Source organism: Conyzicola lurida, from assembly GCF_014204935.1.
In the GTDB taxonomy this organism is placed as follows: domain Bacteria; phylum Actinomycetota; class Actinomycetes; order Actinomycetales; family Microbacteriaceae; genus Conyzicola; species Conyzicola lurida.
The window spans coordinates 2,919,225-2,933,452 of the sequence record NZ_JACHMJ010000001.1 but is presented as its reverse complement, the minus strand read 5'-3'; the positions used below and the strand labels follow the sequence as shown (position 1 = coordinate 2,933,452).

Here is a 14,228-nt window from a genome sequence, read left to right as displayed (position 1 = left end):
CCCGGCCGGACAGACGGGGATTGAGCGCTCACAGGGGAAGCATAGAAAACTCCCAATAATGGAATCATGACCAATGAAGAGCCCGTCTCCCGCCACACCGCGACGGCCCAGCAGCCGCCCCGCCTCACCCGGCTCGACGGCACCCCCATCCGCGTCGTCGTGGTGGACGACGAGGACTCGCTCACCGACCTGCTCTCGATGGCGCTGCGCTACGAGGGGTGGGACGTGAAGATCGCATCCGACGGCCGCACGGCGATGGCCCTCACGCGGGAGTTCCGTCCCGACGTGATCGTGCTCGACATCATGCTCCCCGACATCGACGGCCTGCAGGTGCTCACCCGGTTGCGATCCGACGGCATCAACACCCCCATCCTCTTCCTCACCGCGAAGGACTCGCTCGACGACCGCATCGTCGGGCTCACCGTCGGCGGCGACGACTACGTGACCAAGCCGTTCAGCCTCGAGGAGCTCGTGGCCCGCCTGCGCGGCCTGATCCGGCGCTCGACGCTCGTCGTCAGCGAGAGCGACGACTCGTTCCTCAACGTCGGCGACCTCAGCCTCGACGAGGACTCCTACGAGGTGCGCCGGGCCGACACCGTGATCGAGCTCACCGCGACAGAGTTCGAGCTGTTGCGCTACCTCATGCGCAACCCGCGCCGCGTGCTCAGCAAGAGCCAGATCCTCGACCGGGTCTGGAGCTACGACTTCGGCGGCAAGTCCAGCGTCGTCGAGCTCTACATCTCCTACCTCCGCAAGAAGATCGACTCGCTCGGCGAACCGATGATCCACACGGTGCGCGGCGTCGGCTACGTGCTGAAGCCGGCGAACTGATGCGCCTTCCGCGCCCGCGCTGGACTCTGCGCCGGCGCCTCGTCTTCGGCATCGTCGCCCTGCTCGCCGCGGTGAGCGTCGTCGTCGGCACCGTGAGTGTGCTGACCCTCAACGACTCCCTCGTCACCAAGCTCGACGACCAGGTCACCTCGGCCAGCAGCCGCTTCCAGAACATCGCCGAGGGCCCGGGCGGCGGCCGGCCGCCAGGAGGCGCGGGCGCGATCGCCCCGTTCGCCGGCCTGCCGCCCGGCACCGTCGCCGGCACCGTCACCGACGGCGAGGCCACCGCCTACGTGCTCGGCGACCAGCTGCAGGTCACCCCTCTCACCGACGAGCAGAACGCCGACCTCGCCGATCTCGCCGTCTACGACACCCCCGTCACCATCGACCTCGGCGGTGACCTCGGCGAGTACCGGTTTATGCTCACGGAATCCGCCACCGGCGAAGACGTTCTGATCGGGATGTCGCTGGCCGAAGTCCACTCGACCGTGAACCAGGTGCTGCTCGTCGTCGCCCTCGTCACCCTGGCCGGGCTCATCGCGGCCTTCGCGGCCGGTACCGCGATCGTGCGCGTCGCCCTGCGTCCTCTCGAGCGCGTCGCCGCCACCGCGGCCCACGTCTCCGAGCTGCCCCTCGAGCGCGGCGAGGTCGCGCTGGCCGTGCGTGTGCCCGACGAGGACGCCGACCCGCGCACCGAGGTCGGGCAGGTGGGCGCCGCGATCAACCGCATGCTCGGGCACATCTCGTCCGCGCTCACCGCCCGCGAGGCGAGCGAGAGGAAGGTGCGCACCTTCGTCGCCGACGCCAGCCACGAGCTGCGCACACCGCTCGCGTCGATCCGGGGCTACGCCGAGCTCACCCGCCGCGGCGGGCACGAGCTGCCGGCCGACGTCGTGCACGCGCTCGGCCGCGTGGAGTCGGAGTCGATCCGCATGACCTCGCTCGTCGAAGACCTGCTGCTGCTCGCGCGGCTCGACGACGGGCGCAGTCTCGAGAGCATCGCCGTCGACCTGAGCCAGTTGATGACCGATGCCGTGAGCGACGCCTACGCGGCCGGTCCCGACCACGAGTGGATCCTCGAGCTGCCCGACGCCGCAGTGGTGGTCGCGGGGGATTCCGCCCGCCTGCACCAGGTGGTGACGAACCTGCTCGCCAACGCGCGGGTGCACACCCCCGCGGGAACGCGGGTCGTGGCATCCGTCGTTCTCAACGGTTCGACCGCGGAGGTTCGCATCTCCGACAACGGGCCGGGAATCGACGAGCGGGTGCGGGAGTCGGCGTTCGAGCGCTTCGCGCGGGGCGACAGCTCGCGGTCCCGCGCGGCCGGCAGCACCGGCCTCGGCCTGGCGATAGTCGCGGCGATCGTGGAGGCGCACGGCGGCACGGTCGCGGTGCAGAGCGAGCCCGGGAGCACGGTATTCACGGTGGCGCTACCCCTTACAGCGGATTGAGCCTATCGAAATCCACCTGACAGACTGGCCGCATGCGCATTCTCGTCACCGGCGGTTCAGGCAAGCTCGGTTCGGCGGTCGTCGCGGGTCTCTCGGAGGCCGGCCACGACGTCGTCAACCTCGACGCGGTGGGGGAGCGGGGCGACGGATTCGTCCGCGTCGACCTCACCGACTACGGCCAGGTGATCGACGCGTTCTTCGGCGTCGACTCCCGGCACGAGGGCGCCGACGCGATCGTGCACCTCGCCGCCATCCCGGCCGGTGGTATCCAGGCCGACTCCGCCACGTTCCACAACAACATGAACGCGACGTTCAACGTGTTCCAGGCCGCCCGTCGCGCCGGAATCCAGACCATCGTCTACGCCTCGAGCGAGACCCTTCTCGGTATCCCGTTCGACATCGACCCGCCCTACCTGCCCATCGACGAGGAGTACCCCTCGCGCCCCGAGTCGATGTACGCCGTCGTCAAGCACCTCGAAGAGGAACTCGCGCAGAAGCTCGTGCGGTGGGACCCGCAGCTCAGCATCACGGCGCTGCGCTTCTCCAACGTCATGAGCGAGAACGACTACGCGGGCTTCGAAGCATTTCAGGATGACGCCAGTCTGCGTCGCTGGAACGCCTACGGGTACATCGACTCCCGCGACGGCGCGCAGGCGGTGCTCCGGGCCGTCGAGCTCTCCGCCCCCGGTTTCGACCGCTTCATCATCGCGGCGGCGGACACGGTGATGCGCACCCCTAGCGCCGAGCTCGCGGCGTCGGCGTTCCCCGACGTCGAGCTCACGCGCGAGGTCGCCGCCAACGAAACCCTGCTCTCGATCGAGAAGGCGCGTCGCGTTCTGGGCTACGAGCCGCAGCACAGCTGGCGCGACTGAGCCGTTGGCTTCGACAGGCTCAACCCGCTGAGGCGGATTGAGCCTGTCGAAATCCCGGCCAATCCGTGTGCTACTCTGTAGGAAGCCAAAGACCGCAGGTTGTTTCGCGCCCTCACGGGTTCGATTCCATAAATCCAGCGCAGGTGTTCGAAGTTCTTCTCGAAAGAGACGAAGCTCCGCGCAACTGCGTGGGGCTTTCTGTTTTTAACAGATACCCAAGTTTTCCGCGTGGTCTGACGCTAATGACAATCATCAATTAAGGAGAGCCATGGCGAACAAGGAAGCATCGGTTGCCGAGCTTACGGACAAGTTCCGTAACTCCAACGCCGTTCTGCTCACCGAGTACCGCGGTCTCACTGTTGCCCAGCTGAAGACGCTGCGCAAGTCACTCAGTGCAGACGCAACGTACGCCGTGGTAAAGAACACGCTGACCAAGATCTCGGCCAACGCGGCAGGTATCACTTCGTTTGACGACGAACTGACCGGCCCGTCCGCGATCGCTTTCGTACACGGCGACACCGTCGCCGTTGCGAAGATTCTGCGCGACTTTGCCAAGGCAAACCCGCTGCTCGTCGTGAAGAGCGGTTACCTCGACGGTAACTCGCTCACCGCGGCAGAAGTTGCGAAGCTCGCCGACCTCGAATCCCGTGAAGTGCTGCTTGCCAAGATGGCCGGCGCAATCAAGGCTTCGCTCTTCGGTGCGGCATATCTCTTCAACGCTCCGCTCTCGAAGGCCGTTCGCACGGTCGAGGCGCTGCGTGAGAAGCAGGAGTCCGCGAACTAGGCACAGCCTGACCCGCGGTTTGTAGAACTAAGAATCACACAAGGAGAAAATCATGGCAAAGCTGTCAAGCGAAGAGCTCATCGAAGCCTTCAAGGAACTGACTCTCATTGAGCTCAGCGAGTTCGTCAAGAAGTTCGAAGAGGTCTTCGAGGTCACCGCCGCCGCTCCCGTCGCAGTTGCTGCTGCCGGTGGCGCTGCTGCTGCCGTCGAAGAGGTCGAGGAGAAGGATTCCTTCGACGTCATCCTCGAGTCGGCTGGCGAGAAGAAGATCCAGGTCATCAAGGAGGTCCGCGCGCTCACGAGCCTCGGACTCGGCGAGGCCAAGGCTGTCGTAGACGGCGCCCCCGGCGCAGTCCTCGAGGGTGTCAACAAGGAGACCGCCGAGAAGGCAAAGGCTCAGCTCGAAGAAGCTGGCGCCACCGTCACGCTCAAGTAGTCCCGTCCCCGCTAGGGGACTCCACAAGGGCACCGCTTCTTTCGAGAAGCGGTGCCCTTGTTCGTTAACCGCCGCAGGCCGTGGCCACGCTCCCTCGCGGACGTGGGGTCGCATCCCCGTTGTGCAAGCGCTTACACGCCACCGATTCCGCAAAAGTGAGTGATACGTGCCAAGCGCTTGCAATGATTGCGGCAGTGCCATAGCTTGATGTCGAAGCGGTTCCCCAGAACGGGGGCCGCTACGCCCTTGCAACCCGATCGTCGACTCACAGCCGAGTCGGAAACCCTCAATGAGGAGGAGAGATATGAGTTCCATCCTGCATCGCCGTCTCGCGGCCCCCCTGGCAGTCTTCGCCATCGCCGGTCTCGCACTGTCCGGATGCGCCGTCGACGAGACCAACGGCGGCTCAGCCTCCGGCGGAGGTCCCGGCGACGCCGGAACCGTCGACGGAGTCGTGACCGTCTACGGCACCATCGCCGACACCGAGGCCGATCTGCTCGAAGAATCCTGGGCGGACTGGGAAGAAGAGAACGACATCGACATCAAGTACGAGTCGAGCAAGGAGTTCGAGGCGCAGATCGGTATTCGCGCACAGGGCGGCAGCGCGCCCGACATCGCGATCTTCCCGCAGCCCGGCCTGCTGTCCGACCTCGCCAGCCGTAATTACATCCAGCCCGCTCCGCAGGAAGTCGCCGACAACGTCGCCGAGTACTGGTCGGAAGACTGGGCGGGCTACGCCACCACGGGCGACACCCTCTACGGTGCTCCGCTCATGGCGAGCGTCAAGGGCTGGGTCTGGTACTCGCCCTCCGAGTTCGCCGCGAACGGCTGGACCGAACCCACCACCTGGGACGAGCTGCTCACTCTCACGCAGACGATGGCGGAGACCAAGGGCAAAGCGCCGTGGTGTGCCGGATTCGGCTCCGAGGCAGCTACCGGTTGGCCGGGCACCGACTGGGTCGAAGACCTCGTCCTGCGCCAGGCCGGTCCCGAGGTCTACGACCAGTGGGTCAGCCACGACATCCCGTTCACCGACCCGGCCATCCAGACGGCTCTCGACTCCGTGGGTGAGATCCTGCTCAACCCGGAGTACGTGAACGCCGGCTACGGCGGAGTCGAGTCGATCAACACGACGACGTTCCAAGACGTCGCCCGTGTGCTCGGCAACGGCGAGTGCTCGCTGCACCACCAGGCGTCGTTCTACGACGGGTTCATCCAGGACCCCGAGAACGGCAACGCCACGGTCGGACCGGACGCCGACATCTGGGCCTTCATGACCCCCTCGATCGAGGCCGGCGGCAACGCGGTCGTCGGTGGCGGTGAGATCGTCGGTGCGTTCTCCAACGACGAGGAGACCGTCAAGGTCACCGAGTACCTCTCCAGCCCCGAATGGGCGAACAGCCGCGTCTCCCTCGGCGGCGTGCTGAGCGCCAACTCGGGACTCGACCCGGAGAGCGCCGAGAGCCCGATCCTGCAGGAGGCCATCAAGATCCTGCAGGACCCCGAGACGACCTTCCGTTTCGACGCCTCCGACCTCATGCCGGGCGCTGTCGGATCGGCGGCGTTCTTCACGGGCATCGTCGACTGGATCAACGGCAAGCCGAGCGACGAGGTCCTGTCGCAGATCGACGCCGCGTGGCCGTCTGAGTAACACCGCGTGACCACCGGGGCCGGCCGATTCGTCGGCCGGCCCCATTCCCACCCCGCAGCACCGCACCGGTGCAGTCTCCGAGTCCACCGCCGTACTCGAAAGGACCCGAATGTCCGCTTTCCTGGCCTGGATAGCGCAGCTCCCACCGCTGGCGCAGATCCCGCTCGTCATCATCGCCTTCCTCATCGTGGTCGCGCTCATCCTCTTCTTCATCGAGATCGCTCCCCGGTCCGGAAAGCTCTATACCGGCATCCGTTTCGCCGTCTGCATCCTCGCGCCCCTCCTCGTCTTCCTCGCCCTCGGTTCGGTGGCGTGGGCGGCCGCGGTCGCCGCGGTCATCGGCGGCGTCTTCTTCATCCTCGACTACCGGTCGAAGGAGGGCGGCGGCTACCTCTTCCAGCTGGTCGGGTTCCTCGCCCCCGCGATCCTGCTCCTCGCCGTCGGCCTGATCTACCCGTCGATCAAGACGATCTTCGACTCGTTCTACAGCGGCCGGGGAACCTACGTCGGCTTCAACAACTTCATCTGGTTGTTCACCCAGCCGTCGGCCGTGCGTACGGTGATCAACACGATCGTCTGGGTGCTCTTCGTGCCTACGCTGTCCACCGCCTTCGGTCTCGCCTACGCGGTGTTCATCGACAAGTCCCGCGGCGAGAAGTTCTTCAAAGTGCTCGTCTTCATGCCCATGGCCATCTCGTTCGTGGGCGCCAGCATCATCTGGCGTTTCGTCTACGAGATCCGCCCGGCCGACCAGCCCCAGATCGGACTCCTCAACCAGCTCGTCGTGTGGTTCGGCGGGGAGCCGGTCTCCTGGCTCTCCAACTCGCCGTGGAACACGTTCTTCCTCATCGTGGTGCTGATCTGGATCCAGACCGGATTCGCCATGGTCGTGCTGTCCGCGGCGATCAAGGGGGTACCGACCGAGCAGATCGAGGCGGCGGAGCTCGACGGCACCAACGCCTGGCAGCGCTTCGTCAACGTCACCGTGCCCGGCATCCGACCCTCGCTCGTCGTCGTGCTCACCACGATCTCGATCGCCTCGCTCAAGGTCTTCGACATCGTGCGCACCATGACCGCCGGCGCCAACGAGACCAGCGTCATCGCCAACGAGATGTACACGCAGTTCAAGAGCTTCGAGTCGGGCAGGTCGGCGGCGTTCGCCGTCGTGCTGTTCCTGCTGGTGCTCCCGATCGTCATCTACAACGCCAGACAGATCAAGAAGCAGAGGGAGATCCGATGAGCGCCGTCCAGCCGATCGACCTGCCGGTCGACGCAGAAACCCGCCGCCAGCTCAGGGCCGGCGAGGCGAAGGTCGAAGCTCCGGTCAAGCGCACCAAGCGCCGGCTCACCAGCCGCGGCGCGACCATCGCGTCGCTGATCATCGCCGTGCTCTGGACCACGCCGACCCTCGGCCTGTTCATCTCGTCGTTCCGTCCGGCAGGGCTCGTCACGACCACCGGCTGGTGGACGATCTTCCAGAACCCCGGATTCACGCTCGACAACTACACCGACGTTCTCGCAGCCGGAAACAGCACGCTCAATCTCGCCGGATCGTTCATCAACTCGCTCGCCATCACCATCCCGGCGACGATCTTCCCGTTGGTCTTCGCGAGCCTCGCCGCGTACGCCTTCGCCTGGATCGACTTCCGCGGCAAGAACTGGCTGTTCATCGGCGTCTTCGCGCTGCAGGTCGTGCCGATCCAGATGGCCCTCGTGCCGCTGCTCAGCCTGTTCTCGCGCGGGTTCGCCATCGGCGGCACGCAGATCTTCCCGGGCCTGAACGCCGGCGGATCCTACGCGCAGGTCTGGATCGCCCACACGATCTTCGCCCTGCCGCTCGCGATCTTCCTGCTGCACAACTTCATTTCCGAGATTCCCCGTGAAGTGATCGAAGCAGCGAGAGTGGATGGCGCGGGCCAAGGTCAGATCTTCTTCCGGATCGTCCTCCCGCTGACCATGCCCGCGATCGCGTCGTTCGCCATCTTCCAGTTCCTCTGGGTGTGGAACGACCTGCTCGTCGCGCTGATCTTCGCCGACGGCGCGGTCGCCCCGATGACCAAACTGCTCGCCGAGATCACCGGCGCCAGAGGCCAGGACTGGAACCTGCTCACGGCCGGCGCGTTCATCTCGATCCTCGTGCCGCTCATCGTGTTCTTCGCGCTGCAGCGCTTCTTCGTGCGCGGCCTGCTGGCGGGGTCGACGAAGGGGTAGTTTCCAGCGGATTGAGCTTGTCGAAACCCCGTCTGGGTTTCGACAAGCTCGACCCGCTTTCGCGCGTAGGCTCAAGCAATGAGTGGAATGCGCGGCGGCGGTCACGGAAACCGGGTGAGCGGCGGCGACGTCGCGGCGCAGAAGGCCGTCAACGCCGCGGCCCCGAAGATCCCCGACCTGCTGGGCCGCATCGGCGCCCTGTTCGCGCCGCACAAGCGCGACCTGATCGTGACGATCGTGCTCGTGCTGGTGAGCGCGGCCCTCAGCGTCGCGCCGCCGCTGTTGACCAAGCAGGCGTTCGACCTCGGGCTGTTCCCCGAGGGCGGGCCGAACATGCCCGTTCTGCTCGAGATCGTCGGCATCATGATTCTCATCTGGGTCGCGTCATCCGCCCTCGGTGTCTGGCAGACCTGGTTGACCGCTACCGTCGGCAACAAGGTGATGGGCGCCCTGCGGGTGCGGCTGTTTACCCACCTGCAGTCGATGGAACTCGCGTTCTTCACCCGTACCAAGACCGGCATCATCCAGTCGCGGCTGCAGAACGACGTCGGCGGGGTCGCGGGAGTGCTCAGCAACACGATCTCGAGCGTGATCGGCAACACCGTGACGGTGCTCGCGGCCCTCGTCAGCATGCTCGTGTTGAGCTGGCAGCTCACGCTCGTCGCCGTCGTCCTGTTGCCGATCCTCGTCTTCGCGCAGCGCCGCGTCGGCCAGGTGCGGGCGCGCATCGCCACCAAGACGCAGGAGTCGCTGAGCGACATGACGGCGATCACGCAGGAGACGCTGAGCGTCTCGGGCATCCTGCTGGCGAAGAGCTTCAACCGCCAGCAGGCCGAGAGCGACCGCTACGACCGCGAGAACCAGAACCAGATCGGCCTGCAGGTGCGCCAGCAGATGAGCGGCCAGTGGTTCTTCGCCATGGTGGGCATCTTCCTCTCCGTCATCCCGGCCGTCGTCTACGTGGCGGCCGCCTGGCTGATCACCCGCGACGTGCCCGTGACCGCGGGCACCATCGTCGCCTTCACCACCGTGCAGGCCCGGCTGAGCTTCCCGCTGCTCGGGCTGATGCGCGTCGCCCTCGACCTGCAGACCTCGTCGGCGCTGTTCGCCCGCATCTTCGAGTACCTCGACCTGCGCCCGGCGATCACCGACGCTGCCGACGCGAAAGACGTCGACCGCGAGGGGCTGGGGCTGGTCGAGTTCGACGACGTCGTGTTCCGCTACCCCGACGCCTCGGCCGACAGCCGTGCCACCCTCGGCGGAGTCTCCTTCCGCATCGAGCCGGGCCAGTTTGCCGCCTTCGTCGGACCGTCGGGTGCCGGCAAGACGACGGTGTCATACCTGATCCCGCGTCTGCACGACGTGTCGGGCGGCGCCGTGCGGTTCGCCGGCGACGACGTGCGCGACCTGAAGCAGCTGTCGCTCGTACAGAACATCGGCATCGTGAGCCAGGAGACCTACCTGTTCCACGCGTCGATCGCCGACAACCTGCGGTACGCGAAGCCGGACGCGACCGACGACGAACTGGTGGCCGCGGCGACGGCGGCCAACATCCACTCGACGATCTCGTCGTTCCCCGACGGGTACGACACGCTCGTGGGCGAGCGTGGCTACCGGCTGAGCGGCGGTGAGAAGCAGCGCATCGCCATCGCCCGGGTGCTGTTGAAAGACCCGGCAGTTCTTATTCTGGATGAAGCGACCAGCGCCCTCGACTCGATCTCCGAGCGCGTGGTGCAGGACGCCCTCGACACCGCGTCGCGCGGACGCACGACGATCGCGATCGCCCACCGGCTGTCGACGGTGGTCGACGCCGACGTCATCTTCGTGGTTGTCGCGGGCGAGGTCGCCGAGAGCGGCACGCACGCCGAACTTCTTGCGGCGAAGGGCAAGTACTGGGAGCTGTACTTCGACCAGAACGCCTAGGTCTTACGGGCGGGAGTCGAGCAGTTCCTCCATGTAGGCGATCTCGCCGGTCTGCGCGTTCGCCATCGCCGTCGCTAGGTTGACCACGACGCGTTCCTTGCTGCGGGCCAGCACAGCATCGGCCATCTCGACGCCGCCGCGGTGGTGCGCGATCATCAGGGTCAGGAAGAGCTTCTCGGCCTCGACGCCGCTGAGCGACCGCAGTTCTGCGAGCTGATCCTCGGTCGCCATCCCGGGCATCACGCCGCCGGGCTCGTGCTCGGTCTCGCCGTCGGTCATCCCCATGCCGGAGTGGGCGTCACCGCCGGTGAGCGGCGGCCGCGACATCCATGTCATCGTCGGTTCGGACGCCGTCTGCGGGAGGTCCCACAGGGCGAGCCAGCCGTTCATCTGGCCGCTCTGCTGCGACTGCGACGTGGCGATGTCGTACGCGAGCAGGCGGATCTCTTCGTCGTCGGTGTTGTCGCGGATGATGAGCGCCATCTCGACGGCCTGCGCGTGGTGGGTCTGCATGTCGCGGGCGAATCCGGCCTCGACGCTGGTGGTCGAGGGGGCACTGACGACAGGAGCCGAAAGACTGCCGGCGGCGAACGCCGCGACGATAACGAGCACGGAGGCGACGACCACGGCGATGATGCGCCGCAGACGTCGGCCGCCGCTAGGAGACTCTTCCGGGTCCATCGATGGCGCCGGTGCAGACCGCGCCGGGCTCCGGGACGGTGTCGGCCTGGCGGTACTTGGTGATGAAGTCGGCGAGGCGCGGGTCGTCGACGCCGTCGAGCTGCACCTGCACGCCCCAACCGGAGGCGACGACGGGGGCGGGGAGGCCCGGGTACGGCGAGAGGATCGTGTAGGTGCTCGGCATGGCGTCGCGCAGGGTCTGGACCTCGGACTCGCTCAGCGCCTCGGGGTCGTAGGTGACCCAGACGGCGCCGTGCTCGAGGGAGTGCACCGCGTTCTCGTTCTGCTGCTCTTCGCTGTAGACGCCGCAGTTGAGCCAGGCACCGGCGTGGTTGCCGCCGGCGGGCGGCGTGGCGCCGTAGGTCGCCTCGTAGTCGACCGCGGTCGTGACATGGGTGTTAGGCAGATCGTCGAAGGTCTCGATGCCCGAGATCGCGATGTCGTCGGGGTCGACGTCGGGCTTCGCGGTGACGACCACGAACGAGATGATCAGGGCGACGACGGCGACGGCCGCGACGCTGCCGATGATGATCGCGATGCGACGGTTGCGCTTCTCCTTGGCCTGCTGCTTCTTCAGCACCGCCACCTTTGCGGCACGTTTTGCCTCGCGCTGCTCCTTGACTGAGGGGTTGGCGGGGTTGTTGCTGGCCATGGCTGTGTACCTGTCGTTCGGTGGCGGCAGAGGGAAGGTTGTTGCGTCAATGATTATGCCCTGAAAAGGCTGGGAAAGCCCCTCGGGCGGCCCCCGGGCCGGCCGGTATCGCCCGCTGGTAGATTGACCGCACTATGAAGTTTGCAAATACGGTGCTCGATCTCGTGGGCAACACCCCGCTCGTGCGCCTGAACAGCGTGACGACCGGCATCGCCGCGACCGTTCTCGCCAAGGTCGAATACCTCAACCCGGGTGGTTCGTCGAAAGACCGCATCGCGACGCGCATCATCGACGCCGCCGAGCGCGACGGTCTGCTGAAACCCGGCGGCACGATCGTCGAACCGACGAGCGGAAATACCGGAATCGGCCTGGCCCTCGTGGCCCAGCAGCGCGGCTATCGCTGTGTGTTCGTGCTGCCCGACAAGGTGGGGGAGGACAAGCGCAACGTGCTCACCGCCTACGGCGCGGAGATCGTCGTGACCCCGACCGCCGTCGAACCGTCGAGCCCCGAGTCGTACTACAGCGTCTCCGACCGCCTCGCCCGTGAGATCCCGGGGGCGTTCAAGCCGAACCAGTACTCCAACCCCAACGGGCCGCTCAGCCACTACGAGACCACGGGCCCCGAGATCTGGCGCGACACCGACGGCCAGGTGACGCACTTCGTCGCCGGCGTCGGCACGGGCGGCACGATCAGCGGTGTCGGCCGCTACCTCAAGGAGGTGTCGGGCGGCGCGGTCACCATCATCGGCGCGGACCCCGAGGGATCGGTGTACTCGGGCGGCACCGGCCGCCCGTACCTCGTCGAGGGAGTCGGCGAAGACTTCTGGCCGACCGCGTACGACCCCACCGTCGTGGACCAGATCATCGCGTCATCCGACGCCGAGTCCTTCGAATACACGCGCCGCCTCGCACGCGAGGAGGGCCTGCTGGTCGGAGGCTCGAGCGGCCTCGCCGTTGCCTCGGCGCTCAAGGCCGCGAAGGACCTGCCGGCCGAGGCCGTAGTGGTGATCCTGCTGCCCGACGGCGGGCGCGGCTACCTCGGCAAGATCTTCAACGAGAAGTGGATGCAGTCGTACGGCTTCACCCAGATCTCGGCCGAGAAGACGGTCGCCGACGTGATCAGCCAGAAAACCGGCAACCTGCCCGACCTCGTGCACGTGCACCCGAGCGACACGGTGCGCGACGCGGTCAAGATCATGGCCGAGTACGACATCTCGCAGCTGCCGGTGCTCACCGCCGAACCGCCCGTCGTGATGGGCGAGGTCACCGGTGCCGTCGACGAGCGCGCCCTGCTCGACGACGTGTTCAGCGGCCGCGCGCAGATGACCGACTCGATCGCGAAGTTCGTCGGCGCTCCGCTCGGCCTCATCGGCGTGCACGAGCCGGTCTCGTCCGCCCGCACCGCCCTCGCCAAGGCGGACGCGCTCCTGGTGGTGAGCGACGGCAAGCCCGTCGGCGTGCTCACCCGCCAGGACCTACTCACCTTCCTCACCGCCTAAGTACAGAAAAGAACCCAGTGTCCAACGACCAGCACGGCTTCAGCACTCGCGCCATCACGGCGGGACAGCACTTCGACCCGACGACGGGCGCAGTGGTGCCGCCGATATACATGACCTCGACGTTCGTCCAGGACGGCATCGGCGGGTTCCGCGGCGGCTACGAGTACGCGCGCGGCGGCAACCCCACGCGCGACTCGCTGCAGGCGCTCCTCGCCTCGCTCGAGGGCGGCACCGCCGCGTTCAGCTTCGCCTCGGGCCTCGCGGCCGAAGACACCCTGCTGCGGGCGATCCTCGCCCCGGGCGACCACATCCTGATGGGAAACGACGTCTACGGCGGCACCCACCGCCTCGTCGACCGGGTCTTCGTGCCGTGGGGCGTGGCGCTCTCGACCGTCGAACTCACCGACCTCGATGCCGTGCGCAGCGCCATCCGTCCCGGCACCACGAAGGTGCTCTGGGTGGAGACTCCCACCAACCCGCTGTTGAAGATCAACGACATCGCGGCGCTCGCCGAGCTGGGCCACGAGTTCGGCATCACCGTCGTCGTCGACAACACCTTCGCCTCGCCCTACCTGCAGCAGCCGATCTCGCTCGGCGCCGACGTGGTCGTGCACTCCACCACCAAGTACATCGGCGGGCACTCCGACGTGGTCGGCGGCGCTGTGATCGTCAACAGCGAAGAGCTCGCCGAGAAGGTCGGCTTCCTGCAGTTCGGCGTCGGCGCGGTCTCCAGCCCCATGGACGCCTGGCTCACCATCCGCGGTATCAAGACGCTCGCGGTGCGCCTCGACCGCCACTCGTCGAACGCGCAGTCGATCGCCGAGACCCTCGTCGGCCACCCGGCCCTCGACGCCGTGTACTACCCGGGACTCAGCACCCACCCCGGCCACGAGATCGCGGCACGCCAGATGAAGGCGTTCGGCGGCATGATCTCGCTGTCGTTCGCCGGGGGAGAGGGCGTGGCGCGAAAGTTCGCGGAGTCGATGGAACTCTTCCAGCTCGCGGAGTCGCTCGGCGGAGTGGAATCCCTCGTCTGCTACCCCTCCGACATGACGCACGCCTCCGTGCGCGGCACCGCTCTCGAAGTGCCGACCAACGTGGTGCGGCTCTCGGTCGGCATCGAGGACGTCGCCGACCTCACCGCCGACCTGTTGACAGCGCTCGACGCCGCCGAGTAACCCGGGGTCGAGACAGGGTCGGGATGGCGCAGCCGGCGCCTGCCGGTGCCCCGGCTGCG

13 protein-coding genes are annotated in these 14,228 nt (G+C 66.9%); 11 read left to right on the top strand and 2 right to left on the bottom strand.

The features are described 5' to 3' along the window. The first annotated feature begins 66 nt into the window (after nucleotides 1–66). The 9 genes from HD599_RS14275 to HD599_RS14235 all read left to right on the top strand — a co-directional run bounded on the left by HD599_RS14275 (nucleotide 67) and on the right by HD599_RS14235 (nucleotide 10,159). Nucleotides 67–831: a response regulator transcription factor gene (locus HD599_RS14275; RefSeq protein WP_184238730.1), complete on the top strand. Its 765-nt coding sequence runs from the start codon at nucleotides 67–69 to the stop codon at nucleotides 829–831. Continuing rightward, nucleotides 831–2,282 carry a sensor histidine kinase gene (locus HD599_RS14270; RefSeq protein ID WP_184238728.1) on the top strand — a complete coding sequence of 484 codons (1,452 nt, stop codon included), beginning with the start codon at nucleotides 831–833 and terminating at the stop codon, nucleotides 2,280–2,282. The genes HD599_RS14275 and HD599_RS14270 overlap by 1 nt, the downstream gene beginning before the upstream one ends. Nucleotides 2,283–2,314: 32 nt before the next feature. Then, complete coding sequence (locus tag HD599_RS14265) at nucleotides 2,315–3,154, top strand: NAD-dependent epimerase/dehydratase family protein (protein ID WP_184238726.1); 840 nt, start codon at nucleotides 2,315–2,317, stop codon at nucleotides 3,152–3,154. Nucleotides 3,155–3,422: 268 nt separating this feature from the next. Then, complete coding sequence (gene rplJ / locus HD599_RS14260) at nucleotides 3,423–3,938, top strand: 50S ribosomal protein L10 (protein WP_184238723.1); 516 nt, start codon at nucleotides 3,423–3,425, stop codon at nucleotides 3,936–3,938. A 52-nt stretch (nucleotides 3,939–3,990) separates the two neighbouring features. After that, the gene (rplL, locus tag HD599_RS14255; protein WP_184238721.1) at nucleotides 3,991–4,374 is read left to right on the top strand and encodes a 50S ribosomal protein L7/L12; all 384 of its coding nucleotides are present in this window, start codon (nucleotides 3,991–3,993) and stop codon (nucleotides 4,372–4,374) included. A 304-nt stretch (nucleotides 4,375–4,678) separates the two neighbouring features. Then, nucleotides 4,679–6,025, top strand: a complete 1,347-nt coding sequence (locus HD599_RS14250) for an ABC transporter substrate-binding protein (protein WP_184238719.1) — start codon at nucleotides 4,679–4,681, stop codon at nucleotides 6,023–6,025. Between the two features lie 109 nt (nucleotides 6,026–6,134). Beyond that, nucleotides 6,135–7,265, top strand: a complete 1,131-nt coding sequence (locus tag HD599_RS14245) for a carbohydrate ABC transporter permease (protein WP_184238717.1) — start codon at nucleotides 6,135–6,137, stop codon at nucleotides 7,263–7,265. Further along, nucleotides 7,262–8,236 (top strand): carbohydrate ABC transporter permease, encoded by a 975-nt coding sequence (locus HD599_RS14240; protein WP_184238716.1) that lies wholly within the window; start codon nucleotides 7,262–7,264, stop codon nucleotides 8,234–8,236. Before HD599_RS14245 ends, HD599_RS14240 begins: the two co-directional genes overlap by 4 nt. Nucleotides 8,237–8,314: 78 nt before the next feature. Beyond that, nucleotides 8,315–10,159: an ABC transporter ATP-binding protein gene (locus HD599_RS14235; RefSeq protein ID WP_184238714.1), complete on the top strand. Its 1,845-nt coding sequence runs from the start codon at nucleotides 8,315–8,317 to the stop codon at nucleotides 10,157–10,159. Nucleotides 10,160–10,162: 3 nt separating this feature from the next. Here the strand turns inward: HD599_RS14235 and HD599_RS14230 are convergent, their stop codons facing one another. Then, on the bottom strand, nucleotides 10,163–10,840 hold the full coding sequence (locus HD599_RS14230; RefSeq protein WP_184238712.1) for a DUF305 domain-containing protein: 678 nt from the start codon (nucleotides 10,838–10,840) through the stop codon (nucleotides 10,163–10,165). Continuing rightward, nucleotides 10,818–11,492, bottom strand: a complete 675-nt coding sequence (locus tag HD599_RS14225; protein ID WP_184238710.1) for a thioredoxin-like domain-containing protein — start codon at nucleotides 11,490–11,492, stop codon at nucleotides 10,818–10,820. Before HD599_RS14225 ends, HD599_RS14230 begins: the two co-directional genes overlap by 23 nt. Nucleotides 11,493–11,626: 134 nt before the next feature. Here HD599_RS14225 and HD599_RS14220 point away from each other — a divergent pair, with 134 nt between their 5' ends. Both HD599_RS14220 and HD599_RS14215 read left to right on the top strand, forming a co-directional pair. Further along, complete coding sequence (locus tag HD599_RS14220; RefSeq protein ID WP_184238708.1) at nucleotides 11,627–12,991, top strand: cystathionine beta-synthase; 1,365 nt, start codon at nucleotides 11,627–11,629, stop codon at nucleotides 12,989–12,991. A gap of 17 nt (nucleotides 12,992–13,008) precedes the next feature. Next, a complete protein-coding gene (locus HD599_RS14215; RefSeq protein ID WP_184238706.1) occupies nucleotides 13,009–14,169 on the top strand; it encodes a cystathionine gamma-synthase in 1,161 nt (386 codons plus the stop codon). The last annotated feature ends 59 nt before the right edge of the window (nucleotides 14,170–14,228 follow it).

Bases quoted from the DNA above. Each gene is read 5' to 3' on its own strand.
- HD599_RS14225 (WP_184238710.1), bottom strand. From the start codon at position 11,492: ATGGCCAGCAACAACCCCGCCAACCCCTCAGTCAAGGAGCAGCGCGAG.
- HD599_RS14235 (WP_184238714.1), top strand. From the start codon at position 8,315: ATGAGTGGAATGCGCGGCGGCGGTCACGGAAACCGGGTGAGCGGCGGC.
- HD599_RS14245 (WP_184238717.1), top strand. From the start codon at position 6,135: ATGTCCGCTTTCCTGGCCTGGATAGCGCAGCTCCCACCGCTGGCGCAG.
- HD599_RS14250 (WP_184238719.1), top strand. From the start codon at position 4,679: ATGAGTTCCATCCTGCATCGCCGTCTCGCGGCCCCCCTGGCAGTCTTC.
- HD599_RS14230 (WP_184238712.1), bottom strand. From the start codon at position 10,840: ATGGACCCGGAAGAGTCTCCTAGCGGCGGCCGACGTCTGCGGCGCATC.
- HD599_RS14265 (WP_184238726.1), top strand. From the start codon at position 2,315: ATGCGCATTCTCGTCACCGGCGGTTCAGGCAAGCTCGGTTCGGCGGTC.
- HD599_RS14275 (WP_184238730.1), top strand. From the start codon at position 67: ATGACCAATGAAGAGCCCGTCTCCCGCCACACCGCGACGGCCCAGCAG.
- rplJ (WP_184238723.1), top strand. From the start codon at position 3,423: ATGGCGAACAAGGAAGCATCGGTTGCCGAGCTTACGGACAAGTTCCGT.
- HD599_RS14240 (WP_184238716.1), top strand. From the start codon at position 7,262: ATGAGCGCCGTCCAGCCGATCGACCTGCCGGTCGACGCAGAAACCCGC.
- HD599_RS14270 (WP_184238728.1), top strand. From the start codon at position 831: ATGCGCCTTCCGCGCCCGCGCTGGACTCTGCGCCGGCGCCTCGTCTTC.
- HD599_RS14220 (WP_184238708.1), top strand. From the start codon at position 11,627: ATGAAGTTTGCAAATACGGTGCTCGATCTCGTGGGCAACACCCCGCTC.
- rplL (WP_184238721.1), top strand. From the start codon at position 3,991: ATGGCAAAGCTGTCAAGCGAAGAGCTCATCGAAGCCTTCAAGGAACTG.